The sequence below is a fragment of the Deinococcus carri genome (assembly GCF_039545055.1).
Taxonomy (GTDB): domain Bacteria; phylum Deinococcota; class Deinococci; order Deinococcales; family Deinococcaceae; genus Deinococcus; species Deinococcus carri.
Genome location: NZ_BAABRP010000011.1, coordinates 91,763 through 115,765, shown reverse-complemented (window position 1 = coordinate 115,765; position 24,003 = coordinate 91,763). Strand labels below are relative to the sequence as shown.

At 68.2% G+C, this 24,003-nt stretch carries 16 protein-coding genes, 2 rRNA genes and 1 pseudogene; 6 read left to right on the top strand and 13 right to left on the bottom strand.

Going from position 1 to position 24,003, the window contains the following annotated elements; all coding sequences use genetic code 11:
* Positions 1–130: ribosomal RNA gene (locus ABEA67_RS13605) — 23S ribosomal RNA — on the top strand; the annotation flags it as partial.
* A 72-nt stretch (positions 131–202) separates the two neighbouring features.
* A 5S ribosomal RNA gene (rrf, locus tag ABEA67_RS13600) occupies positions 203–319 on the top strand.
* Between the two features lie 201 nt (positions 320–520).
* Here the strand turns inward: rrf and ABEA67_RS13595 are convergent.
* Positions 521–829: a hypothetical protein gene (locus tag ABEA67_RS13595; protein ID WP_345466075.1), complete on the bottom strand. Its 309-nt coding sequence runs from the start codon at positions 827–829 to the stop codon at positions 521–523.
* A gap of 74 nt (positions 830–903) precedes the next feature.
* A complete protein-coding gene (locus ABEA67_RS13590; RefSeq protein ID WP_345466072.1) occupies positions 904–1,419 on the bottom strand; it encodes a hypothetical protein in 516 nt (171 codons plus the stop codon).
* Positions 1,420–1,632: 213 nt separating this feature from the next.
* On the opposite strand from ABEA67_RS13590, the gene ABEA67_RS13585 reads away from it, so the two are divergent.
* Complete coding sequence (locus tag ABEA67_RS13585) at positions 1,633–2,583, top strand: tyrosine-type recombinase/integrase (RefSeq protein WP_345466071.1); 951 nt, start codon at positions 1,633–1,635, stop codon at positions 2,581–2,583.
* Between the two features lie 43 nt (positions 2,584–2,626).
* On the opposite strand, the gene ABEA67_RS13580 is transcribed toward ABEA67_RS13585, so the two are convergent.
* From ABEA67_RS13580 to ABEA67_RS13540, 9 genes are all read right to left on the bottom strand, one after another.
* On the bottom strand, positions 2,627–3,514 hold the full coding sequence (locus ABEA67_RS13580; RefSeq protein ID WP_345466067.1) for a 3-hydroxyacyl-CoA dehydrogenase: 888 nt from the start codon (positions 3,512–3,514) through the stop codon (positions 2,627–2,629).
* 405 nt (positions 3,515–3,919) lie between these two features.
* A complete protein-coding gene (locus tag ABEA67_RS13575) occupies positions 3,920–4,711 on the bottom strand; it encodes an ABC transporter ATP-binding protein (protein ID WP_345466064.1) in 792 nt (263 codons plus the stop codon).
* Between the two features lie 66 nt (positions 4,712–4,777).
* A complete protein-coding gene (locus ABEA67_RS13570; RefSeq protein WP_345466062.1) occupies positions 4,778–5,794 on the bottom strand; it encodes a FecCD family ABC transporter permease in 1,017 nt (338 codons plus the stop codon).
* Positions 5,795–5,839: 45 nt separating this feature from the next.
* Complete coding sequence (locus ABEA67_RS13565) at positions 5,840–6,763, bottom strand: ABC transporter substrate-binding protein (protein WP_345466060.1); 924 nt, start codon at positions 6,761–6,763, stop codon at positions 5,840–5,842.
* 37 nt (positions 6,764–6,800) lie between these two features.
* Positions 6,801–7,778 carry a FecCD family ABC transporter permease gene (locus ABEA67_RS13560; protein WP_345466058.1) on the bottom strand — a complete coding sequence of 326 codons (978 nt, stop codon included), beginning with the start codon at positions 7,776–7,778 and terminating at the stop codon, positions 6,801–6,803.
* Positions 7,775–8,716, bottom strand: a complete 942-nt coding sequence (locus ABEA67_RS13555) for a sucrase ferredoxin (protein ID WP_345466055.1) — start codon at positions 8,714–8,716, stop codon at positions 7,775–7,777. The genes ABEA67_RS13560 and ABEA67_RS13555 overlap by 4 nt, the downstream gene beginning before the upstream one ends.
* The gene (locus ABEA67_RS13550) at positions 8,713–9,606 is read right to left on the bottom strand and encodes an ABC transporter substrate-binding protein (RefSeq protein WP_345466052.1); all 894 of its coding nucleotides are present in this window, start codon (positions 9,604–9,606) and stop codon (positions 8,713–8,715) included. Before ABEA67_RS13550 ends, ABEA67_RS13555 begins: the two co-directional genes overlap by 4 nt.
* A gap of 41 nt (positions 9,607–9,647) precedes the next feature.
* Positions 9,648–10,595, bottom strand: coding sequence for an ABC transporter substrate-binding protein (locus ABEA67_RS13545; protein WP_345466050.1), 948 nt, complete (start codon positions 10,593–10,595; stop codon positions 9,648–9,650).
* A 217-nt stretch (positions 10,596–10,812) separates the two neighbouring features.
* On the bottom strand, positions 10,813–12,108 hold the full coding sequence (locus ABEA67_RS13540) for an MFS transporter (RefSeq protein WP_345466048.1): 1,296 nt from the start codon (positions 12,106–12,108) through the stop codon (positions 10,813–10,815).
* Between the two features lie 73 nt (positions 12,109–12,181).
* Here ABEA67_RS13540 and ABEA67_RS13535 point away from each other — a divergent pair, with 73 nt between their 5' ends.
* Positions 12,182–12,808 (top strand): winged helix-turn-helix domain-containing protein, encoded by a 627-nt coding sequence (locus ABEA67_RS13535; protein WP_345466046.1) that lies wholly within the window; start codon positions 12,182–12,184, stop codon positions 12,806–12,808.
* A 71-nt stretch (positions 12,809–12,879) separates the two neighbouring features.
* On the opposite strand, the gene ABEA67_RS13530 is transcribed toward ABEA67_RS13535, so the two are convergent.
* Positions 12,880–13,506 carry a CGNR zinc finger domain-containing protein gene (locus ABEA67_RS13530; protein WP_345466043.1) on the bottom strand — a complete coding sequence of 209 codons (627 nt, stop codon included), beginning with the start codon at positions 13,504–13,506 and terminating at the stop codon, positions 12,880–12,882.
* Positions 13,507–13,617: 111 nt separating this feature from the next.
* On the opposite strand from ABEA67_RS13530, the gene ABEA67_RS13525 reads away from it, so the two are divergent.
* Together ABEA67_RS13525 and ABEA67_RS13520 are read left to right on the top strand one after the other, a co-directional pair.
* On the top strand, positions 13,618–14,061 hold the full coding sequence (locus ABEA67_RS13525) for a DinB family protein (RefSeq protein WP_345466040.1): 444 nt from the start codon (positions 13,618–13,620) through the stop codon (positions 14,059–14,061).
* Positions 13,965–15,326, top strand: a pseudogene (locus ABEA67_RS13520) (MFS transporter). Before ABEA67_RS13525 ends, ABEA67_RS13520 begins: the two are co-directional and overlap by 97 nt.
* A 276-nt stretch (positions 15,327–15,602) precedes the next feature.
* Here the strand turns inward: ABEA67_RS13520 and ABEA67_RS13515 are convergent.
* Positions 15,603–23,873, bottom strand: a complete 8,271-nt coding sequence (locus ABEA67_RS13515; protein ID WP_345466037.1) for a GAF domain-containing protein — start codon at positions 23,871–23,873, stop codon at positions 15,603–15,605.
* Positions 23,874–24,003: the final 130 nt, after the last annotated feature.

Sequence of the window (24,003 nt, the reverse complement as noted above, 5' to 3'; positions counted from 1 at the left end):
CGTCCCAAGATGAGTTCTCCCACTTCTCAGAAGGTAAGTCTCCCGGTAGACCACCGGGTACAGAGGCCAGAAATGTAAGCGCAGCAATGCCCTCAGTTGACTGGTCCTCATCAGACGAGGTCTTGACTATTTTTCTCTCTTCTTACGCTCTGACTTCGCAGGTCAGTCTTGCGTTTTTTGCTCCAACCATAAACGCAGACACCCCCGTGCCTACAGCGCCGCGGAACCACCCCTCTCCATGCCGAACAGGGTCGTGAAACACGGCAGCGCCTATGATACTCGGACCGCAGGGTCCCGGAAAAGTCGGTCAGCGCGGGGGTTTTCCCTTTTTCTCCAAAAGAGACTGTTGAAAAGCCCCGCTAAAAAGCGGGGCTTCTTCTGTTTTACCCTTACCATGATCTGCTGGTCAGTGAACTGTTTTGACAGGCGCATCTCCTTGTAAAGCTGGTCTGTCTCGGCGGCCATGTGTAGCACTGAGTTCACGTTCAGTTGCGCCACCGTCTGGGGAGCTGGCTAGAAGTTAGTCATCTCTCTCCGCCTGGAAGGCCTCGCAGGTCCCGTAGAGGGCTATCTCAACGCTCGACGGGCTAGCCGCCATTCCCTCTAGCGCCGCTCGTGGCAGACCCTCAAATAGCGGAACGAGCACAAAGGTGTTGGCTGCGGCTATTGGCTCGGGCAGGTCACTGCCGTGTCTGACCAGGTGGACCCAGGTGGACCTGGCAGCCGAGACCGTTCGGTTATCTGTCTGCCACATGTTGTCTGTCCTGATTGCTCTTCCGAGAATATATATAACCCAGTCTCCAACACCAGCGAGAGATTGCTTGCTCATTCCTATCCCTCAAATGAGGAAGCAACTCATCCAGGCCTCCCTGCATTGACCTTCTCCGAAGTTAGCAGGCCCTATTAGGGCAGAGGCTCAATTTCCGACAGGGAGCTGGAGGTGGACTCGATACGCTGTTGCCGCAGCTTCCCAAGCTCCTGCGCGTTGAGAGCATGATCGGCCATGACGATGGTCTGGCAGAGCAGCAGCAGCGAAGCACTGACACTACTGTTCAGCACCCAGACTCTTGTTGGGCGGAGGCTGATGCCCTGGCGTCCATCGGTCAGGATCAGGACTTCCGGGCCAACCAGCAGGCCCGCGCTGGCAGGATGTGCCCAGGCTCTGGCGCGGCTGTCCATGAGTTCGGCACGCCATTCGTTAGTGCTCCGGTCGGGGCTTTTTGCTTCAGCTGATGCCGGGGCGTGCTGTATTAGGCTCGTGATGACCTGTTGGATAAGCTGACCCTCTTCCCGGCTGATCCCAGTGAATTGCGCGACAAGACTTTCACGCGGGATGGTGCCTGCTTGCCAGGCCGCGATGGCCGTTAGCAGGGCGGTTTCCTGGGGGTTTTCGTTGTCGGTCTCGGGAGAGCGGCGCATGTTGTATCTCTATCACACTGTTTCTGGCGGTTCGGGTTTTGGGGTTGAGCGGAAAGGGGCTTGGTTGTTGCCTATCTTCTCTTGTATATATTCAAAGAAGCCATTTCACACTAATCTCTCTTAGTTTCAAAAGATGGTCAGAGAGGCTAGACTTTCTTCCAAGATGACGCGTTCAGCCTGCCTCTTTCCCCAGCTGGTTTCTGGGAGTTACCCATGACGCTGGTTCAGGTGCAGGACACGCTGGCCCTGGCAAACCTGACCGACCAGGCGCTGCGGGTGCGGGCGGTAGAGGCCGCGAGTACCTACGACACGGACATGCTGGTTCTCGTCATGCAGGCGTACATGACCACGGCCAGTCGCAAGGGCGCGCGAACAAGCCGCAAGACGCTGGAGGCCTACGCGCTCGCTGTGCGGGACTTTGTACCCTGGGCACACGAGCAGGGGGTTCAGCTCCTGCGGCCGGGGCGGCGCGACGGCGGGCGGTATGTGGCGCAGCTTCAGCGGCGGCCCTCGCAGGGACGCGGGAAGAGTGGGCACCTGGCGGCAGCCACGGTCGCCCAGTATGTGGCGGGGGCACGGGCACTCTACCGCGCGCTGCGCTGGGCGGGCGCAACGGAAGCCCAGCCTTTCGAGGACGCCCCTGTCCCGCCCGACCCCACCCCCGGCATCATCAAGAATCCGCCGTACCTGCGCGAGGTTGATGAGGTGCTGCCCCACTGCGAGCCGCGGCTGGCGGCCCTGCTGCTGCTGTGTGCCCATGCGGGCTTGCGCGTCAGCGAGGCGCTCGGCGTGAAGGCCACCGACCTTCAGGGCACGCGCCTGACCGTTCACGGCAAGGGGGGGAAACTTCGCCGGGTGCCGCTGGGCAAGCGGGTTCGCACAGCGCTGGTAGGCCTCCCCCCGGTGCGGCCGGACGGGTCGCTGTTCGACTGGAACTACGCGCAGGCGACGTACCGGATGTCCAGGGCCTTTCGGGCCGCGGGGCATGGGGACGCCTGGCGCGGCTTCCACGCCGCCAGAAAACACTCGGGCACCCGGCTCTACCGCGCCACCCGTGATTTCACCCGTGTCGGGCTGTTCCTGGGCCACTCGTCGGTGGACACTACCCGCCGCTACGTCGCGGTGGAAGACGACGACGTACAGAACGAGGTGGAGGACTTCTGAGCACCGGGACGGGCAGCTTCGGGGAGGCGTGGCCTGCGGGCCGTTACTTCAGGAACTCCTCCCGGAGGTAGGCCGGGTCCGGGTACGTGTAAAAGCCCTCACCGGCAGCCACGCCCAGCTTGCCCTGGTCGATGTAGTGCTTGAGGTACTGCGCCACGGCCGCGCGCCCCGGGTCGCCCTGTGAGGCCGCCAGGTTGATGTTGTACGGCGTGGTCAGGCCGATCACGTCCAGGATGGCGAAGGGACCCCGTGGCGCGCCGGTCGCCACCATCCAGGTCTTGTCCACTGTCTGCGGGTCGGCGACCCCCTTCACGACCAGTTCCAGGGCCGCCCCCAGCAGCGGCACCAGCAGGGTGTTCAGGATGTACCCGGCCTGCTCCTTATGCAGTGGCAACGCGACCATGCCAATATCCCTGGCGAACTGCACGACGGTGTCGAACACCGCGTCGTCCGTCCTGGGCGTGCGCATGATCTCGGCCGTGTTGTTGACCCAGATCTGGTTGGCGAAGTGCAGGGCCAGAAACTTCCCGGGCCGCCCGGTGGCCTCCATCAGCTCACTGGGCAGCAGGGTCGAGGTGTTGGTGGCGAAGATGGTGTCCGGGTCGGCGACCTGCCCCAGCTTCCGGTAGAAGTCGCGCTTGATGTCCAGCACTTCCGGGATGGCCTCGATCACCAGCTCCGCGCCGCGTACCGCCTCGGCCAAGTCGGTGAAGAACGCCAGGCGTGCCAGCGCAGCCTGGGTCTGCTCCGGCGTGGCTTGCAGGTCCTGCTGATACCGCCCCTGCAAGCCCTGCACGGTTGCCCTGGCCCGGGCGATGGCCTCGTCGTCGATGTCGTATACGCGCACATCGAAGCCGTGAAAGGCGGTCTGAAAGGCAATCTGCGAACCCAGCACGCCGCTGCCGCATACCGTGACGGTTTTGATGTTCATCTTTCATGCTCCTTCCTGCCCAGCAGAAGCCGCGAGTCGGCGGGGACATCCGGTGCAGCACTCCGAGCGTACCTCATTCCGCCTGCCGCCCCCTGACCGAGACTGGGGTCATGCTGGACAACGGCTGGTCCCTGAGGGATGCCCTGGTCCTCAGCCAGCAGCGTCCTGGCGACCCGTCCCGCAAACCTCACCCATCCGCGACAGTCGCCAAGGATGGAGGCTCGCCAGCAGCACGGGGGCATCCTGTCCCAGCACAGGCCAGAATCGCCCAGGACCGGGAAGGGCCATTGTCTTGTGTGTAGCAGCGTGTGCGTGTTCCTCTTTCCAGCAGGGGTCAGGACGGCTGGTGCCCTGCCCGGCCGGCGTGAGAGAGGTGCCGGACATTCGGCACACTTCCCGCCTGCTTCAGCGTGTCAACGCATAGGGAATGACGTGGGGCTTCCCGGTGTCCGGGTCGGTCAGGATGTGCGCCTTGAGGCTGAACACGTCACGCAGCAGTTCCGGGGTGAGGACCACGCCCGCCTCGCCCTGCGCGTACACCTCGCCGCCCTTCATGGTGATGATCTCGTCGCTGTACCGCACGGCCTGGTTGAGGTCGTGCAGCACCATCACCACGGTCTTGCCCTGTTCCCGGTTCAGGCGCTGGGCCAGGTGCAGCACCTCCAGCTGGTGTGACAGGTCCAGGTAGGTGGTGGGTTCGTCGAGCAGCAGGATGTCGGTCTGCTGCGCGAGACTCATGGCGATCCAGGCCCGCTGCCGTTGCCCACCGCTAAGGGCTTCGAGCGGGCGGCCCGCGAAAATTCGCATCCCCGTCTGGTCGAGTGCCCAGTTCACAGCCTCGCGGTCTTCCTCCCGCCGCACCGGAAAGCGCCCCTGATGCGGGTGACGCCCGAACCACACCAGGTCCTCGACGCTCAGCCCCTCCGGCGCGGTCGGCCCCTGCGGCAAGATCGCCAGCCGCCGCGCCACGTCCTTGCTGGGCAGGGCGTGGAGGGCCTGTCCATAGAGGTGAATCTGGCCGCTGCCCACCGGGAGCAGCCGGGCCAGCGCCCGCAGCAGGGTGCTTTTGCCGCAGCCGTTCGGCCCGATGATGGACGTGACCTTGCCGCCCGCCACGCGCAAATCCAGTTCGGGAATGATGATGCTGGAGCCGTAGCCCAGGCGGAGTTTGTCGGTGGTGAGGGGAAAATCAGTCATGGGGATGGCCTTTCGGACGGCGCATGGGCCGGGGGTGATGTTCCGCGCCCCCGGCACCCCGGCCGCTCACCGTGTCCTCCGCAGCAGATAGAGGAAATACGGCGCTCCGACCAGCGTGGTGAAGATTCCGGCGGGCACCTCGGTGGGCGGGAGCAGCGCGCGCCCCAGCGTATCCGCCGCGAGGACGAGAAACGCGCCGAGCAGCATGGCGAGGGGCAGCAGCCGGGCGTGCCTGGCTCCCACCAGCAGGCGGGCCAGGTGCGGGGCGAGCAGACCCACGAAGCCGAGAATTCCCGCGCCCGTGACGGCCGCACCGGCCAGCGCCACCGCGACCGCCAGACAGAACAGGCGGGCCGCGCCCACCCGCGCGCCGAGAGAGGTCGCCAGGTCCTCCCCCAGGCTCAGCACGTCCAGCGTGCGCGAGCAGAGCAGGGCGGCGGGCAGCAGGACCAGCGCCCAGGGCAGCACCCGTGCCGCCCGCACGGCGTCCGCGCCGTACACGGTGCCCGTCAGGAAGCTGAGGGCCGCGCCCAGGCCATCGGGCGCACGCACCAGCACGAGCTGCTGAACCGCCCCCAGGGCCGCCGCCACCGCCACGCCCACCAGCGCCAGGCGCACCGGATGCAGCGCCTGTATGGCTTTTCCGCTCCACTCGCGCGACAGCAGCAGCACCAGCGCGAAGCCCGCCCAGGCCCCGGCCAGGGCGGCCCAGGGCAGGCCACCGGGAGGCGCGGACGGCCACGCCAGCAGGAAGAGGGTGGCGGCCAGCCCGGCCCCCGCCCCCACACCGATGATGTCGGGCGAGGCCAGCGGGTTGCGGATCACGCCCTGCATCATCGCGCCGGACGCGGCGAACATCGCTCCCGTCAGCAGTGCCACCACGATGCGCGGCGCACGCAACTCCAGCACCAGTTGCCGGGTCAACTCGTCCCCCCGGCCCAGCAACACCTGCACCACGTCCCCCGCCGGGGTCTTCACCGCACCCAGGCCCAGCGCCAGGATGCCCAGCACCAGGGTCGCGGCCAGCAGCAGCCCCCCGAGCAGCAGGGCGCGGCGGTCCGTGTATCTGGGTGCGTGGATCATGGGGAACCTCCGGGGGTCCGCCTGCAGCCTCCTGCCATCCGCGACCTAGTTCCCGAACTCTGCACCGGGCGCGGCGTCCTGAAGCAGGCGGCTCTGAATGGTTTCCGCCACCATCAGGCGCAGGGCCAGCGGGCCGCGCCCACGGGTCCAGTTGTCGCGGTTGAACTGGTAGACCCGCCCGCGCTGCACCGCCGCTATCTTCTGCCACAGCGGATTTTTCTTCCAGGCGTCGGTGATGGGTGTTTCGTCCGGCGCGGTGAACAGCACCAGCGTCTGCGGGTTCAGGGCCACCAGGCCCTCCAGCGAGACTTCGTACTGGGTCTGGCCGTCCTTGACCGGCAACTGATTCTTCCGGCCCAGGTCCTCCAGGTAGCTGCCCACGAAGCTCCCACTGGTATGCACGGTGAGCGACTTGGGCGTGACGACCGCCGCCACGAAGGGGGGCGCGCCCTTTTTCGCAAACGCCCTCGCTTTCCTGATCAGGGCCTGCTGTTCGGCCAGCAGGCGTCTGGCGGCCGTCTCGCGTCCCACCAGTTGCCCGATGGCGAGGGTCTGGGCATTCAGGTCGTCCAGGCTGCCCCGGCGGCTCTGAAACGCGGCGGTGGGCGCGAGTTTCGCCAGTTGCGGGTACGTGTCCTGGTGCACGAAGGCGTCGGCCAGGATCAGGTCGGGGCGGCCCGCCGCCAGCAGTTCCAGGCTGGGCTGGGCGCGGCTGCCGGTCGCGGGAATGCCCTTCACGCGCGGGGCCAGGTAGGGGGGCACACCCCGGTCCCCCCCCTGCGTACCCAGGGCCGCCCCCACGGGCTTCACCCCCAGGGCGACCAGGGTGTCCAGAAACGAGTATTCCAGCGCCACCACCCGTTTGGCGGGCGTTTTCAGGTCCAGGGTGCCCCGCTCGTGCCTCACGGTGAGGGCAGCGGCGGTCGAAAGCAGCGTCAGGGCCGACAGGATCAGGGTTTTCTTGGGCATGGGTTCTCCAGGGCAGGGGTGATAAGGGGCGGGGCCGTCAGCGCCGGCCTATTCGCCGTGCCAGCAGCACGAAGAAAGGTGCCCCGGCAGCGGCCACGAGAATGCCGACGGGCGTTTCGGCGGGTTTGTCGCTCAGGCGGGCGGCGATGTCGGCGGCGATCAGGAAGGCCGCGCCGAGCAGGGCGCACAGGGGCAGGCTGAGGCGGTGGTCCGGTCCCATCAGGGCGCGGGCGGCGTGGGGAATGATCAGGCCGACGAAGCCGACCGGGCCGACGACGCTGACGGAAGCTGCCGCCAGCAGCACGCCCAGCCCCGTGACGAGGGCCGAGTCCCGTTCGGTGCGCGCGCCCAGCCCCCGCGCCACGTCCTCCCCCAGCGCCAGCACGTTCAGTTTCGGCGTGAGCAGCAGCGCGGCCAGCAGGCCCGCCAGCAGCCAGGGGGCGACCTGCCCGGCCTGTTCCCAGGTGCGGCCCGCCACGCTGCCCGAGAGGGCGAACAGGGCACCCTGGGCGCGTTCCTCCCACAGCAGTTGCAGGCTGCGGCTGGCCGCCCTCACCAGACTCGCCACCGCCACCCCCGCCAGCGCCAGGCGCAGAGGCGTGATGCCCACGCTCCGGGCAACGCTGTAGGCCGCCAGCGCCGCGAGCGTGCCCCCCAGGAAGGCCGCCGGAACGAACCACCCCGCGGGCGCGGTCGGAAAGAACACCACCAGCACCAGAATGGCGAACGCGCCGCCCGCCTCCACGCCCAGGATGCCGGGGTCGGCCAGCGGGTTGCGCGTCACCGCCTGAAGCAGCAGCCCCGACGTGCCCAGGCCCGCGCCGGCCAGGGCCGCGACCAGCGTGCGCGGCAGCCGCAGCGTGTGAACCACCAGGCTCTGGGTCGATTCGTTCGGGTGAAACAGCAGCCCCACCACCTCCCTCAGCGGAATGTCGCTCGCGCCGAGCGCCAGGGAGGCCAGGAATGCGGCGACGAGGGCTGCGAGACCGAGAGGCAGGAAAACCAGACGGTTCAAAGGAACGTCACCCGGTACTGCGCCACGTCCAGCCGCTCCGCCTGGTGGCTGGACCCCGGCACGGCGAGCCGGCCCGCTTCCTCCACGCGGGCGCGGACCTCGCCCCGCTGCCCCTGCCAGGCATAGGCGAGGGTGACCTGCGGCCCGTCCACGGTGGCGGTGCGTTCGGCCTCCAGCCAGGCCCAGCCGTGCTGCACCAGGAGTTCCCGGTCGAGCACCTGCGCCAGCGGCGGCAGGCCCGCGAAGCCGCGCAGGTGCCGCTTCACCTCCGCCGGCTGCACCTCACGGCGGGCGACGCGCAGCGCCAGTTCGGGGGTCAGGTGTGCCCACAGCAGGCCGCTGGGGAACTCCACCGCCGTCGCCGCGAACCGGTGTCCGCCGAAATGGCCGGTCCGCCACGCCCGGAGGCCCGCCTCGTGCAAGGTGCGGTGCACCGGAATCCCGTACTTGCCGCAGGCCGCGTCCACGGTGCCGTGGGTGCAGACGTGCAGGTCGGGGCCGGAGGGGGCCGGGCATTCCTCCCAGTCGCGCAGGCGGTGCGGTTCCAGCAGGGTGTCGGTCAGGGCACGCGCCCATTCGCCCTGCGGCAGGGGGGACCGGTAATCCCGCCGGAGGTAGCCCCCCGCGCCCCGCGTGTAGTGGCGCACGCGCAGCGGCCCGCCTGCCTGCTCCGGCGCGCTCATCAGCAGGCCGAAGCCCGCGCCATTCGCCTCCACCTTGCCGCGCAGCCGCTCGAACACCCGGCGTTGCTCCGGCGACCACTCCTCAAAGCGGCGGAGCTGCTCCCAGACCCGCACGTCCAGTTCCAGCACCGTGACTTCCTCCCAGTGCGGGGCCGTACCGATGGGGTCCTCGCCCAGTTGCCGTGAAAGGTCGGAGCAGAAGGGCAGGCGGCCGGACCTGCTGGCGGGACTGGGCCTGCTGGCGGGAAGGGTCATTTCAGGTACTTCTCCAGGTCGTCCAGCACCCGGTTCGCCGCCAGAATCCCCGTGCCGGTCATCCAGAAATCGTCATCGACCGCAAAGGCGCGGCCCGCCTTCACGGCCGCCAGGTTCTTCCACAGCGGGCTTCCCATCATCTCGCTCTGGGTCGTGGCTTTCGGGTCGCCCCAGGTGGTGTAGAAGAGGTGGGAGGCGTCCATCTGCGGGATGGCCTCCTGGCTGACCATCGCCGCGAAATCGTTCACCCGCTGGCTGGCCGGGCGGCTCAGCCCCGCCTCGTCCAGAACCGTGCCGATGAAGCTCGCGCGGTGCATGATGCGCGTCTGCCCCGGCAGGAACCGCACCACGCTGATGCTGGCCCTGGGGAACTTCTGCCCCACCGTCCTGGCGCGCACCCGGAAGCGGTTCAGCAGCGTCTGGGCCTGGGCCTTCTTGCCCAGCGCGTCGCCCCACAGCAGCAGGTTTTCCCGCCAGGTCGCGCCCACCGACTCGGACAGCACCGTGGGCGCGATGCGGGAAAGCTGCGCGTAGATCTCGCCGTGGCGCACCTTGCTGGACAGAATCAGGTCGGGCTTCAGCGCCAGGATGCGCTCCAGGCTGGGCTGGGTGATGACACCGACGTTCTGGATGCCGCCCGTGCGGCCATTCAGGTAGGAGACGAAGTCGTCGCTGTCCGCGAATTTGGACACCGCGCCGACGGGCTTGACCCCCAGGGCCAGAGCCGTATCCAGCGGGCCGATGTCCAGCACCACCACCCGCTTGGGCGTCCCGGGCACGCAGGTCACGCCCGCCGCGTGGGTGATTTCCCGCCCTGGACACGCCGCCGCAGCCGCAGAGGCCAGGGCGAGCAGGGCCGTCAGCGCGAGCCGGGGCACGGGGCGGCTCATACGAAATTGCGTCGATTCCCTGGAATCAGAGCCATCCCGTCTCACTTGACCTTCTCCAGAATCAGCCGGGTCAGGTCATTACTGTTGCGAACGCTGACGAGCGGGCCGCTGTACGGGCTGAAGGCTTCGGGCACGTACAGCACGCTCTGGTCTTTCAGGCGCTGGCCCACCGGGGTTTTCAGGAAGGCGTCCGCACCGTTGTACTTCCCGCCGGGCGGAAACAGCACCACCAGCGTCTTCTTGTCCAGCCCCAGCAGCGCCTCGTCACTGATGGCCGAGCCGACACCCAGGGTGGTTTCCTTCGGCTTCAGGCCGTCCTTGAAGCCCAGCGCCCGCAGGTCGGGAATCAGGCGGACATCGGTGTAGAGCCAGTTGCTTCCCCCGGCGAAGGGGGCGACCACGACCACCTTCGGGTACTTCCTGAACACGCCTGCGGCCAGCAGCTTGCGGGCATTGGCCCGGTTCACGTCGGCCACCTGCTTGATGACCCGCTCGGCCTGCGCCTGACGGCCAAAGACGCGGGCTAGGTCCCGCAGGCCCCTTTGCCAGAAGCCCGCCGCGCCCTCCTGATACCCGGCGGTCGGCGCGATTTTGCTGAGCTTGTCGTAATTCTGGTTGCCCTGCCAGGTCAGGCGCACGATCAGGTCGGGCCTCAGGGCCGTGAGGGTTTCGAGGTTCGGGGCCTGCCAGTCCCCGATATACGCCGGATTGTTCAGCCTGACCCGCCCGTAGAAGCCGCTCTTGAGGACTTCGGGTTTGATCCTGCCGCCGACAAGGTCACCCGGAGAGAAATAGGTGCTCCCCAGGCCCACGACACGCTCCGACAGACCCAGCGCGGCCAGCCAGCCCAGGGCCTCCTCATCCATCACGACGATGCGTTGCGGGTCTTTTTTGACGGTCGCCGTGCCCTCGTCGTGCTTGAGGGGAACGGTCTGGGCCGCGGCGCTGGACAGCAGCAGGGCGGAAAGCAGAGCCAGGGGGAGCTTCATGGGGAAGATAGTGAAGTAATCCGACTAGATAAGTCAAGTTTTGCGGGAGTGACCCCTGAGGAGTGCGGCCGTCTCCCCTCCCCCGGCTCCCTGTCCCGCAAAGGCTCCTGGAAGCGGAATCGGGGAGTTGGCCGACCTGCAAACAGGACCTGAGTCACGGGTCATCCACTGGTCCTCACCCCTACCGCCTGTCCTTCACAGCCGGGCAGAGGCTCCCTCAGCCTGACGACGTGGTGCTTCGAGCACCGTCAACCTGAGCCGCAGGAGCCTGCGCACATTGTGCGGGGTGTCCGTGGGCTGACTGAGGCACGGCCCCGTCTCCGTCCCGCTGTGTCCGCAGCCCCCAGCACCACGCGAGCCACCCCAGACCCTGCGCCAGCGCCGCGAACCCCAACCAGACGGCCAGGGGCAGGCGGTCCAACAGCGGTGCAACCAGCAACAGGCTCAGCGGCATGCCGACACTCGACACCATACCCAGCACGCTGAAGACCCGCCCCAGGTAGGCCTGCGGGACCTGTTGCTGGATCAGCGTCTGGAACGGGACGTTGACCAACCCGAACCCAAAGCCCAGCAGCGCGGCCCCCGGCAACAACGCCTCCGTTCGCGGGCACTGCCACAAGGCGGCGTAGGTGCCCGCCGTCAGCAGCAGTCCAGCGCTGATCAGGTGACCGGGTGCGGCGCGCTCACCGAGCCTGACGAGCAGCAGTCCAGCAGCCAGGAGTCCCAGGCTTTCCAGGGCGAGGAACGTTCCGTACCCGGTGGCCGACGCGCCCAGGGTGTCGAACAGTTTGGGCAGGATGGCCGTGACCGGGGCCAGACTGGCGTTGAGCAGCAGGGCAATCACCGGGGCCAGCACCAGGAGGCGTGAACGCCCCATCACCTGGAGGCCCGCGCGCAGGTCGGCCCACAGGCTGGGTCTCACGCTGGGCGCGGCTGGCCGACCAGGCAAGCTGACCCAGCCCAGCAGCACGGCCATCACCAGGAAACTCAGGCCATCGGCCAGGATGGCCATCGGGGGCGACCAGGTGCTCACGATCCAGCCGCCCGCCAGCGTGCCCAGCAGCCAGGCCCCCCGGCCCACACTGCCCAGCAGTCCATTGGCGCGGGCCAACTGGGTCGGGGCCACCAGCGCGGGCACCGCCGCACTTGCCGCCGGCCCGGCAAAGAGGCCAGCCAGGCCGGTCAGGACGGCCGCCGTATTGACCAGCCAGAGGGGCACCTCGCCCCAGACCAGAGCCAGGCTGCCGACCGTCAGTTGCAGCAGGCCGCGCGCCACATCCGCCCCGATGAGGGGCCGCTTCAGGGACCAGCGGTCCACCAGCGCCCCGGCGAGAGGCATCAGGAGACTGGGGAGCAAGGTACACGCCAGGGTCAGGGCCATCTGCCGGGCGGACCCGGTCTGATGCAGCACCAGAAAGCTCAGGGCGATGCCGGCGAGAGCGCTGCCGAACTGCGACTGGGCTGTGCCGAGAAGCCAGAGGACGAAACTGCGGTTCCAGAGCGTGGGGGACATGCTGCCAGTGTTGAAAGGAAGCTCCCTGAAAAAACAGGCCCAAGTTCGGGTTGAGTCCCCCTAGACTCTGGACGTGACTGCCCACCACGTCGCCACATCCCAGCAGGCGGCGTTGCTGCTGCATCCCGAGTTCCGGCCCCTGTTGCAGTACCTGATGCAAGACGCCCGCAGCGCCACGGAGGTGGCCCACCGGCTCCAGCTCCCCTTGCCCCGCGCCTCGTACCTGCTGCTCAAATTGCAGCGGGCCGGGGTGGCGGTTGTGGAACGGGTGGACCCCCGTGCTGGACGGCCAATCCAACGCTACCGGGTCGCCCCCCGGTGGTTTATTCCTTATGACGTGACGGCGGCCGAGACGCTGGACGCCTTCTGGTGGGGACAGATCAGGCCGCGCATGGCGCAGATCGCGACGCTGGCCGCCCGGCAGGCACAGGACTATGCCCCGGTGTGGGGCCTCTGGCTGTCGCAAGGCGAAACCGACAGCAACCTGGAGATTGGCGACGAGGCAGGTCCGGCCCGGGACGTGTTCGCCGGGGACGAGCCGCTGATGCTGACGATCGCCGGCCTGCGGTTGAACGAGGCGCAAGCGCGACTCTTGAAGAGGCAGTTGCTCAACCTGCTGGAGGAAGCGGCGCGGTGGGAGACACCGAACGCACCGGAGTACACCTTGAGCCTGCTGCTGGTGCGTGGCGGCGTGGAATAAGAGCCTATCCGGAAAGTAGGCGGGTTGGGGCAACCGGAGCGAGTTTGCGCCAGCTTACGTGCGCCGGGCTTTTACGGTTGTTCCCGTGAACGGTCTGCTGTCGCGCGATGGCGCTGGGCTTTGGCCCGGTTTCCACAGTCCTTCATGCTGCACCAGCGGCGACGCCCGGCTTTGCTGACATCCAAAAAGAGCCAGCCACATCCCCGATCATCGGCACACTCCCCTACCCTGTGGCGCAGGTCGGAGGTCAAGAGGTCGGCAGCATCAAGCGCTACGGGCCACCAGACGCGGCTCAGGTCGGGTACGTCATCCCAGACCCAGCGGAAGTCCCCCCCGCCACTCTGGAGGTGCTGGTGCCGGGCGGCCTCCAGTCTGGCCTGGGTCAGGGCTTCCAGGTCGGTCGCGGTTGGCTGATGGTCATGACCCACAGCACTGAACACCCGGTAGATGGCCTCGCGCAGTTCACGCGCCCGCGTAAGGGCTACCTCTGCCTGATCGGGGTGGACTTCCGCAGACTCAGCCAACTGTCGGCGGGTCTGGGCGTCCAGCAGTTGAGCATCTTCTCCCCACTTCAGCAGGTCAGCCACGGTCTTCAGGCGTTCCTCGGGGTGCCCGCTGGCATGCCAGTCCACCGTGTTGGCGAAATCCAGGCACAGCCGCTCCGCCAGGAACGCGAACGTTGTGGTGGACGCCTTCATGCAGGCAGTTTAACGTGGTAACCCCTTCAGACTGGATTAGTGGTTGCTTTGCCCGGAAATGTTGTACCCTCTGAAAACAGTTTCAAGGGTTACTACCTCAGGAGGTTCCGTATGTCCGAGCAAGAAAATGCCGTCACACACGTTCTCGCCAGGCAGATGCACACCGTCTATCTCGAAGAAGACTGGTTCAAGGGCCTGCTCCTGCGCGTCGAGGGTGTCCCTGCTGAACACGCCTCCCGGCCTAACCCCGGCGGGACTTCGAGTGCAGCGGGCCAGATCGGCCACGTCCTGTACTGGCTGAGACTGGCAAGGCGTGGCCTGGCCGGGGAGGCGATGGACGGCGACCAGGACGCCTCCTTCACGCACATGCAGGTCAACGACGAAGAATGGGATGCCCTGAAAGCTGAACTGGAATCCGAGATGTCGAGCTTCCAGCAGGACATTGGGCGCATGGACGGGTGGAACCAGAAGAAGCTGAACATCGTCCTGAACCAGCTCACGCATGCGGCCTACCACGCCGGTTCCGTCGTCCAGATTCTCAAGGCCACCGCGTGACCACTGAACAGCCGGTCAGTCGAGGGTTATGGGTTGACACGAACTTCCTGAAGCTCTGGGGCAGCGAGACGGTTTCGCTTTTCGGCTCGGCCATCACCACGCTGGCCCTGCCGCTGATGGCCGTCCAGCTCCTGAACGCAACTCCTGCCCAGATGGGGTATCTCGGGGCGGCGCAATTCCTCCCGTTCCTGTTGCTCTCGCTGCCCCTGGGCGTGTGGGTGGATCGCCGCCGCCGCCGACCACTGCTCGTGCTGGCAAATCTGGGGCGCGCCCTCCTACTGGCCCTGATTCCACTGGGGGCGATGCTCGGCTGGCTGCGAATGGAATTCATCTAGCCCATCGCCTTCTGCGTAGGGACGCTCGATGCCCTGTTTCACCTGGCCTACTCGTCCTACCTGCCCGGTCTGGTCGGACAGCACCATCTGGTCGAGGGTAACAGCAAGTTGCAGGCGAGCGCCTCGATGGCCGAAATCGCTGGACCTGGGCTGGCGGGTGTGCTGGTGGGGTGGTTCGGCGCTCCCGTGGCTGTCGCCGTGGACGCCGCCTCTTACCTGCTGAGCGCCCTGGGAATCGGCAGCATCCGGCATGCCGAAACCCGGCCAGCACACGGCAGGCAGAAGGTCAATCTCATCAGGGAGGTCAAGGAGGGTCTGCAACTCATCTTTCGCCATCCGATGCTCCGGATTATGGCGGTGGAGGCCGCCAATTTTAATGGCGCTGCGCAGGCGCTCTCCACCCTGCTGGTGCTCTACGCCACCCGCGAACTGCACTTGAGCGCAGACAGGATCGGGTTGGTTTACGGCGCGGCGGGCGTGGGGGCCTTGATCGGCTCCATGCTGGCGGGGCCACTGGCCCGCCGCATCGGTTTTGGGCGGGCACTGGTGAGCACGGCGGCCCTGGCCTGCATCCCCCCGCTGCTGGTGCCTGCGGCCCAGAGTGCTCCGGGTCTCACGCTGCCTTTGCTCATGACGGCCTTTTTCCTGGAAGGCATGGGCGTGGCCGCTTCCTCCATTCACTTCCTCAGCCTGCGCCAGGCGCTCTCTCCCGCCAACCTGCTCGGCCGAATGGCCGCCAGTTACCGAACGCTCACCTACGGCATCCTGCCACTCGGTGCCCTCTTTTTCGGCTTCCTGGGAGAGAAGGTGGGGGTGCGAACCGCCTTGTGGATTGGCACGGGGCTGATGTCCGTAGCCTGGCTCTGGGTACGTTTCTCACCCGTCTGGCACTTGGAAAAGTTGCCGCAGTCACCCGTAACAGACACTTGACGGGGGCGGCCCCTCGCCTTTCTTGCCGCGAGCAACGTAGGCGGACTTGCTCATGGTCCATCGCCGCCATCCCGTCCTTTTTACTCCTCGCTCCGCTGCGCAGTCGTCGTGAACGGACGCCCCTGGGGACGCCACTCCTCAGCTTTGCAAGTCCTGATTCCCTGGAATCAAATCTCGTATCAGTCCCGCGGTCGGTGCGCCCCCTGCACCTGCCACCGCCGCGCCCCAGGCCCGTGAAAAGAGTCATCTCACGCTGCCTCCAGCCGCAAGCACCGTTCACGTCGGGATCAGGCGAGCGGGCAGCTGTATCACGAACCGGGCCACCTCCCCCTGCGTGTTCACGTCCAGCGTGCCGCCGTGGCGTTGCGCCACCCGCCGCGCCGTGGACAGGCCGTTCCCGTCCAAGGTGGTCGCCCCTGGGTCCAGGGGGGCGACGGCCACGGTGACGCACACCCCATCCGCCGATGGCTCTGCGCCGACCTCGACCCGTGCCTCGCTGGTGCCCGGCACGAGCCTCAGGGCGTGATGCACGAGTTCCGTGAATGCCTGGCGGAGCAGCAAGGGGTCGCCCTCCACGACGGGCAGCTCCCCCACGGTCCACTTCACCCGGCGCGCGCCGAGGGCCGGGGCGAGGTCGCTGCGGATCTGCATCACGAGCGGCGTGAGGGGCACCCGGGACGGTTTCAGGTCGCGGTGTTCGAGGTGCGCGAGCGCCCTGAAGCTCTCGGCCAGCGCCTCCGCCCGCTGCGCTTCCGCCTGAATCAACCCCAGGTAGCGCCGCATCTGGTCGTCGAGTCCACCCTCGGCGCGGCGTTCGAGCAACTGGAGAAAGCCGCGCAATCTCCGCAGCGGTTCGTTGAGTTCGCGGGACGACGCGGCGGCGAGGGCACGCAGTTCGCTGTTCAGGTCGGTGAGACGGCGGGTGCGTTCCTCCACCCGCTCTTCGAGAGTGGCATTCAGGGCGCGCAGGGCGTTCTCGGCGCGGGCGCGTTCGAGGGCGGACCAGGTCCGGTTGGCGACCTCCCGGACGAGCGTGGTGGCGTCTTCGGGCCACTCCCTCGGCTCCGTGTCGCCGACCATCAGGGTCGCGACGAGGTGCCCCTCCTTGAGCAGCGGCGTCCCCAGCATCGAGCAGAAGCCGACGGCCCCGTAGCGCTCGCGGATGCGTGGGGTCAGCCGCTCGTAGCTCGCGCAGTCGCTGACGCAGACCTCCTGCCCCGACCTGAGGAAGTCCAGAAACTCGGGAACGTCCGAGACATCGTGACGCCCGGCCAGCGAGGGCAGCCCCTCGCGGGTGGCGTCCCGCAGCACCTCGCCAACTGTGGCGTGTTCGTCCCACTCGGCGTAGAAACACCAGCCGGCGGAGAAGTACTCACGGAGGGACTCTGTCGCCGCCGCCTGAATCTCTGCTGGCTTGCCGAGCGAGCGGAGCGCATCGCTCAAGCCCAGGAGAAATTCCTGCCGCCGCTCGTACTGTTTGCGCCTGGTGATGTCCTGGAAGATCACAGCCACACGCCTGCTGCCGCGCACCGCCGGTTCCTCAATGCGGAACACGTAGAAGTTGTACCAACGGCCGAGTGGTGCGGCGTACTGCTCCAGGCGCTCACTGCGTCCGGTCCGGGCCACCCGGTCGTAGATTTCCAGCCAATACGACTCGAAGCCGGGCACCACTTCGCTGAGGCACCGATGGGTGTAGTCAGGAACGCCGGTCATCCCCGAAGCCGCCGGATTGCCTTCGAGATACAGAGCGTCGACGGGCTGTCCCGACTCGTCGTACATCACTTCGGCGAGCACGAAGCCCTCATCGATCGACTCGAACAGCGTGCGGTACTTCGCCTCGCTCTCGCGCAGCGCCGCCTCGGCGCGGGCGCGCTCGACCGCCGCCCAGGTGCGCTCGGCGACTTCGCCGAGCAGATCCACTGCCTCCTGCGGCCAGTGGCGCGGCGCGGTATCGCCCATGATCAGGGTGGACAAGGGCCCGCGTTCCTTGGCCAGCGCCACCCCCAGCAGGGAACGCACGCCGAAGCGGGTGTAGCGCTCCCTGATCCGCGGGCTGAGCCGTTCGTAGCTGGCGAGGTCCGGCGCGTTGAACAACTGCCCGCTGCGGCGGAAGGCGATGAACTCCGGGACGTCGGACACGTCGTGGCGACCAACGAGCGAGGGCAGGCCGGCGCGGGCGGCGTCCGCGAGGATGGTGGCCACCGTACCGGCCTCGTCGTACTCAGTGTAGTAGCACCAGCCGGCATCAAAGCGCTCCCGAAGCAGCCGCGTGGCGGCAGCCTGGATCGCGGCGGGCTCCGCCAGGGGCCTCAGGGTATCGCTGAGCTTCAGCAGGAACGCCTGCCGCTCCTCGCTCGCCCGCAGCGCCAACTCTGCACGCTTCTGCTCGGTGATGTCACCGTACAGCACGGCGAAGTGGTCGCCTCCCCGCGGGTACGCGTTGACGCGCAGCCAGCGGTCCACGTGAGGAAAGTGCCGCTCCGTGTGCATGGACTCGCCCTCGGCGACGAGGCGCGCGTAGGTGTCGATCAGCCCGCGGTCGAGGTTCGGTAAGGCCTCGGTCGCGCGTCGGCCCCTGAGCGCCTCGGGCGTGAGGCCGCTGTGCCGCACGAGCGCCGAGTTCAGCTCGAGGTAGCGGTAGTCCACCACGTGGCCGTCGGCGTCGCGCACAAGCTCGCACAGCGCGAATCCCTCGTCCATCGTCTCGAAGAGGGTGCGGTATTTCTCCTCGCTCTCGCGCAGCGCCACCTCAGCACGCTCGCGCTCGACAGCTTCGGTGTGGCGCGAGAGGATGATGGCGGCGGCCTGCGTGATGGCTTCGGCGACGGCGAATTCCTGCGCCGAAGCCTCATGGACTCCGGCGAAGTACATCGCGAAGCTGCCGACGGCTTTGCCTTCGGCGGTCAGGATCGGGTAGGAACTGGCCGAGCGAAAGTGGTGCGCCGACGCAAGACCGAGATACGGCTGCCACCGTGGGTCCTCGAGAATGTCCGGCGTGAGCGCAGGGTGCCCGCTGGCGATGGCGTATCCGCTGCAGAACGACGCGTCCCCGACGGGGAAACCGTCCAGCGGCCCCGTGTACGTTTGGGGCATGTCGCCCGCACCGTCGATCGCGTGCAGGCTAGTACCATCCGGGTAGGCGAGATAGAAGGCGGTCCGCACGTCGCCTCCCAGCTGCTCTTTGACGATCCGGGTCAGCGTGTTCAGTGAGCGTGCGAGCGGCTCACCGTTCATTGCCGACTGAAACGCCTCGTTCTGGATGTGGGTGCGCCGTTCGCTGGTGCGTAAGGCTTCTTCCGCGCGGGCGCGCTCCACCGCCGCCCACGTCCGCTCGGCGACCTCCTCGACCAGTGCCACCTCGCCCGGCGTCCACTCGTGCGGCTCGGGGAAATGCAGGAAGAAGAGGGCCGCGAGCCGCCCGCCCTTGATCAGCGGGACGCCGACGGCGGCGCGGACCATGATGGCGGCGTAGACCGTCCGCTCCGCCTCGCTCAACTTCGGGTCGCGTGGCGCGTCGGTCACGCAGACGGTGCGGCCGGTGCGAAGCTCGGCGAAGAACCGGGCACCGAAGCCCTCGAATGGGTAGCGGCCGGCGAAGCTCGGCACGCCGTCGGTGTAGTCGCGGTGGACGGTGAAGTGCACGTTGTCGGCCTCGATCTCGGCGTACGCCGCGCGGCCGGCCCCGAAGTGATGCCCGAGCACGCGGGCGGCCTCGCTCTGAATTTCGATAGGGTCGGAGAGCGGGCGCAGCGCGTCGGAGAGCCTCAGCAGGAAGGTCTGCCGCTCCTCGCTCGCCCGCAGCACATCTTCAGCGTGCTTGCGCTCGGTGACATCCTCGTAAAGGACGGTCAGACGGTCCCCTCCACGCGGATAGGTGAACACCTCGAACCAGCGCCCGTAGGAGGCGACCTCCTGTTCGAGCCGCTCCGGCACGCCGCTCCTGGCGACCCGGTCAAAGGCCGCGTGCCAGCTCGGCTCCAGGCCCGGCATCACCTCGCTCGCCCGGTGCCCCCGCGCCTGGGCGACGGGAATGCCGAAGAGCCGCTCGAAGGCGGGGTTCAGCTCCAGGTAGAGCTGATCGACGGCCCGGCCGTCCGCGTCCCGGATGAGTTCCAGCTCGCAGTAGCCCTGGCCCATGGTTTCAAAGAGGGTGCGGTATTTCGCCTCGCTCTCCCTCAGCGCATCCTCGGCACGGGCGCGCTCGACCGCCGCCCAGGTGCGTTCCGAAACTTCGCGCAGCAGAGCAAGTTCGTGACCTGTCCAATCGTGGCGACGGTTGTCCTGAGCGACGAGGTAGGCGACGAAGCGCGCCTCCTTCATCACGGGGACCGCACAGGAGGCCGTGATGTCGAGCTGACTCCAATTTTCGCGTTCGGCCCCCGAGATGCGGGGATCGCTCGTGGCATCGGCGACGATGGCCGGGCGGCCAGCGGTTAATTCCCTGGTCATGAAGGGGCCGAAATCGTCCATCCGGTAGCGTCCGGCGGCGACCGAGGGCATCCCCCGCCTCGGCCAGTCACGCTCGACGATAACCACGATGTCCGGCTCGTAACGGATTTCGCAGTAGGCGACCCGGCCGATATCCAGGTGCTCGGCGGTCATCCGGCTGGCCGTCTCCTGGATGGCGACCGGGTCGGCCAGCGGGCGCAGCGCGTCGGAAAGCTCCAGCAGGAACGCCTGCCGCTCCTCGCTCGCCCGCAGGGCTTCTTCTGCCTGCGAGCGCTCCAGCAGGTCCGCGAGCTGGCGCACCAGGACGTCAAAGAGGTTGAAGTCCAGGTCATGCAGGCGGCGCGGTGAGCGCCAGTGCGTCGAGATCAGGCCGATGGGCCGACCCGAGCGCGACACCAGCGGCGTGGACTGGACGGCCCGCAGGCCGGAGCGGCGGAACTCCTCCAGGTCCCGCGTGCCCGCCAGCTCGGCGCTCGCCTCCACGTCCTCCACGAGCACGCGCCCGGCCAGGCGGAACGACGGGACGCGGGGGCTGGCGGGACTCGCGTCGACGTGCTGCCAGTACTCCTGCGACTGCGGGTGGATGTTCCGGGCCGCGAGGACGACCATCCGCTCGCCGCCCGGCTCCAGCAACTGGATGCTGGCCGCGTCCGCTCCCAGGAGCCGCATGGCCGCCGCCAGGACCTGCCCATGCAGCGCCTGGGGTTGCTGCTCCGAGAGGAGGCTGGTGCTGAGCCGCTGAAGCACCCTGGCCCCCGCCAGTTCCGCCGCGAGCCGCGCCTCGCTGGCCGAGAGCGCCGCCGTGCGTTCCTGCACGCGCCGCTCCAGTTCCTCGTTCAGCGCCTGCAACTCGCGCTCGGCCTCCTTGCGCGCGGAAACGTCGAGGAACGCGCAGATCGCGCCCGCCACCTCGCCCTCGGGGCCGCGCAGGGGCCGGATGTTCAGCAGCAACTCCAGGCGCGCGCCGTCCGCCCGCTCAAGGGTCAACTCCACGTCGCTGAGCGGCTCCCCGCTCCTGAGCACGCGGGTCACGGGTGAGTCGTCCGCTCGCACCGGGTCGCCCGTGGCGTCCAGCACGCGCGGCCCCCCGCAGAGCGCCCAGGTCGTGTCGTCTGGGTCCGGCTCGTGCCCCCACAGCTCGGCGGCCCGGCGGTTGTGGTAGCCCAAGCGCCCCTCGCGGTCGCAGGCGTACACCCCCACCGGCACCAGGGCCAGCAGCTCGCGCACCTCCTGCTCGCCCTGACGCCGCACGTGACTCAACTCCAGTTGCGCCCCTACTCGCGCCACCAGTTCACGCGACGAGAACGGCTTGGTGAGGTAGTCGTCGGCCCCGGCGAGGATGCCTTCAATCGCCGCTTCCTCGTTCACGCGCGCGGTCAGCAGAATGAGGGGGACGGTGCCCAGCTCGCGGTCGGCCCGCCACGCGCGCAGCAGAGAGAAGCCGTCCAGTCCCGGCATGAGCACGTCGGCGAGCATCAGGTCGGGCGGGTCCTGACGCGCCAGGGCCAGGGCCTCGTCGCCGCTCGCGGCCAGGGTCACCCGCCAGCGCTCCCCCAGCGTCCGTGCCAGATACTCGCGCATATCCGCGTCGTCATCCACCACCAGGACGTGGGCACCCGGTTGGTGCACGGGCAAGGCTTCGCCCGCCGGACCGACCATGCTCTCCAGCACGCCCTGCGGCGGCTTTGCGGGCGCGTCGATCCAGCGGCCTGCCTCCTGCGCCAGTTGCGCCGCGAGCGGGTGCCCGGCGCGCACCGGCTCACCCTCGCTGGCGGGCCGCAGACCCACATCGGTCACATTCAGCCAGAGGGTGAAGGTCGTGCCGCGGCCGGGTTCGCTGCTCACCCTTACGCGCCCGCGGTGCAGCCGCACGAGTTCGTCGACCATCGCCAGCCCGATTCCGGCACCCTCTTCCGTGCGCGCCCGGGTGCCGCGCACCCGGTGGAAGCGCCGGAAGACGTGGGGCTGCTCGTCCGGCGAGATGCCCACACCCGTGTCGCTGACGTCCAGTTGAACGTGTTGCGGCAGCTCGCGCAGCCGCAGCGTGACCGTCCCCTCGAAGGTGAACTTGAGGGCATTGGAGAGCAGGTTGGAGACGATGCGCTCCCACATGGCCGGGTCCACCGGCACTGCCCTCGGCAGCGGCGGGCAGTCCACCTCGAAGTGCAGTCCGGCCCGCTCGATGGCCGGGCGGAACAGGCGGGCGATCTCCAGCGTCAGGGCGGCGAGGTCGGTGGGCACAAGCCCGGGGCGCAGCCGCCCGGCCTCGATCCGGGAGAAGTCCAGCAGGGTGTCCACCAGGCTGAGCAGGCGACGCGCGTTGCGCGAGGCCATGTCCAGTTCTTCCCGCAGCGGCCCGGCTGCCGTCTCCGGCAAGGTCAGCGCATCCTCCAGCGGGGCGAGGATCATGGTGAGCGGCGTGCGGAACTCGTGGCTCACGTTCGAGAAGAATTCGGTTCTGGCGCGGTCCAGCTCCGCCAGTTGCGCCAGCCGCTCGCGCTCCTGCTCGCGCAGCCGTGCCTGCGCCAGGTTGCTCCCGGCCTGCTGCGCGAACAGCTCGATGAAGTCGCGGTAGGCATCGTCGAACGGGAGGCGGGCACTCAGGCCCGCCACCAGCACGTGGCGCACGTCCCCCTCACCCGAACGCAGCGGCACCACCAGCGCCCCACCCACCGCCTCGTCCCGGGTTCCCGTGCGGAGGTCGCCCGGTCCGGCACCGTGAGGGGCCGCGTACACGGTGGACCGTTGCCGTACCGCCTGACCGAGCGGCCAGGGCGCGTTCGCGCTCAGCAGGTCCACGCGGCGCGGGGCCGGGGCCGCTGGGGCGTCCACTCCGGCGTGGGCGCAGCGGGTGGCCCACAGCCCCTCGGCGTCCACCTCATAGAGCAGCGCGAACGGAAGGTCGCCTGGAATCTCGGCGCTCACCCCCTCGACCCTCGCGTAGGCGGCGGCCAGATCGTGTGCGCCTGCCGCCGCCGTGAGGGCACGCAGCGCCGCCATCCGCCGGGCCGAGAGCACCTGCGCCGTGGTCTCGCTGACGACGGTGATGACCCCCCGCACGGCACCGCGGTCGTCCCGCAAAGGACTCATGGAACTGGTGAAGTACGCCTCCTCGACAAAGCCGTGCCGGTTCAGTTCAAAGGGCTGGTTCTCGGCGTAGGTGGCCTCGCCGATCTCCAGCACCGTCCGGTACGTCGCCACCTGGGAAGCCCACAGGCCGTTCCAGCTCACCCAGGCGGGGAGGCCCATCGCCCTGGGGTGGAGATGGCCGAGCACGGAGACCCAGGCGTCGTTGTAGAGCTGCACGAACTCCTCGCCCCAGAAGATGCAGGTGGGAAAGCGCGAGTGCAGCACGCTGGCGAGCACGACTTTCAGGCTCTCCGACCACCCCATCACGGGGCCGAGCGGCGTGGCCTCCCAGTCCACCCCGCGCAGGGCCTCGCGGGCTGGCCCGCTCCCGGCGAAAAGCGCGCCGCGTATCTCCGCCTCATTGCGGGGCTGGGGAAAGCGGCCCCCCGCCAGCAGGTCGGCGGCGGTGCGGCCGATGTTCTGGAGCGGCAACACGAGGTCTGCCGCCCCGGCTTCAATCGCGGCGCGCGGCATGTCGGCGTGGGCCGCCGTGTCCGGACTCTGCACCAGCACGGCACCACCGGCATCCCGAACGGCCCGTGCGCCCGCCGCGCCGTCGTGCGCCATGCCGGTCAGGACCACCGAGAGCACGCGCGCACCGAAGCTGTCGGCCAGCGACGCCAGCAGCCGGTCCAGCGGGCGTTCTTCCAGCAGCAGGCCCCGCAGCGGCGTGAGGGCGCAACTGCGGTCGGGCAGCACCTCCAGGATGGTGTGCGGCGGACTCACATAGATGCGACCCGGTTCAAGCACCGTGCCGCTTTCGACCCACTGCACGGGCAACCGGCTGCGGCGGCTCAGAATCTCCACAAGCGCACTCGTTACTTTCAGGTGCTGCCCGACGAGCACGGCCGCGGGCAGCCCCGCCGGCAAATCGGCCAGCACCGCCGACACCGCTTCCACCCCTCCAGCCGAGGTGACCAGGGCCAGCACGTCGAAGGGCAGGGTGGTCGAATGGGGGTGGGAAGGCATAACTGTGCCTTAAGTTAAGCGCGTAAGCCGCGGCAGTTTCAAATCAAAGCCGCAGTTGGAGCGAACGCCTACCCCTGGAGGCGGCGTGAACCTTCCCTGCCGTTGGTGCCACGCTCGCCAGGTTAGCCCC

Excerpts from the sequence above, each read along its gene's own strand:
- ABEA67_RS13595 (WP_345466075.1), bottom strand. The coding sequence starts at position 829 with ATGAGCAAGCAATCTCTCGCTGGTGTTGGAGACTGGGTTATATATATT.
- ABEA67_RS13590 (WP_345466072.1), bottom strand. The coding sequence starts at position 1,419 with ATGCGCCGCTCTCCCGAGACCGACAACGAAAACCCCCAGGAAACCGCC.
- ABEA67_RS13585 (WP_345466071.1), top strand. The coding sequence starts at position 1,633 with ATGACGCTGGTTCAGGTGCAGGACACGCTGGCCCTGGCAAACCTGACC.
- ABEA67_RS13580 (WP_345466067.1), bottom strand. The coding sequence starts at position 3,514 with ATGAACATCAAAACCGTCACGGTATGCGGCAGCGGCGTGCTGGGTTCG.
- ABEA67_RS13575 (WP_345466064.1), bottom strand. The coding sequence starts at position 4,711 with ATGACTGATTTTCCCCTCACCACCGACAAACTCCGCCTGGGCTACGGC.
- ABEA67_RS13570 (WP_345466062.1), bottom strand. The coding sequence starts at position 5,794 with ATGATCCACGCACCCAGATACACGGACCGCCGCGCCCTGCTGCTCGGG.
- ABEA67_RS13565 (WP_345466060.1), bottom strand. The coding sequence starts at position 6,763 with ATGCCCAAGAAAACCCTGATCCTGTCGGCCCTGACGCTGCTTTCGACC.
- ABEA67_RS13555 (WP_345466055.1), bottom strand. The coding sequence starts at position 8,716 with ATGACCCTTCCCGCCAGCAGGCCCAGTCCCGCCAGCAGGTCCGGCCGC.
- ABEA67_RS13550 (WP_345466052.1), bottom strand. The coding sequence starts at position 9,606 with ATGAGCCGCCCCGTGCCCCGGCTCGCGCTGACGGCCCTGCTCGCCCTG.
- ABEA67_RS13545 (WP_345466050.1), bottom strand. The coding sequence starts at position 10,595 with ATGAAGCTCCCCCTGGCTCTGCTTTCCGCCCTGCTGCTGTCCAGCGCC.
- ABEA67_RS13540 (WP_345466048.1), bottom strand. The coding sequence starts at position 12,108 with ATGTCCCCCACGCTCTGGAACCGCAGTTTCGTCCTCTGGCTTCTCGGC.
- ABEA67_RS13530 (WP_345466043.1), bottom strand. The coding sequence starts at position 13,506 with ATGAAGGCGTCCACCACAACGTTCGCGTTCCTGGCGGAGCGGCTGTGC.
- ABEA67_RS13525 (WP_345466040.1), top strand. The coding sequence starts at position 13,618 with ATGTCCGAGCAAGAAAATGCCGTCACACACGTTCTCGCCAGGCAGATG.
- ABEA67_RS13515 (WP_345466037.1), bottom strand. The coding sequence starts at position 23,873 with ATGCCTTCCCACCCCCATTCGACCACCCTGCCCTTCGACGTGCTGGCC.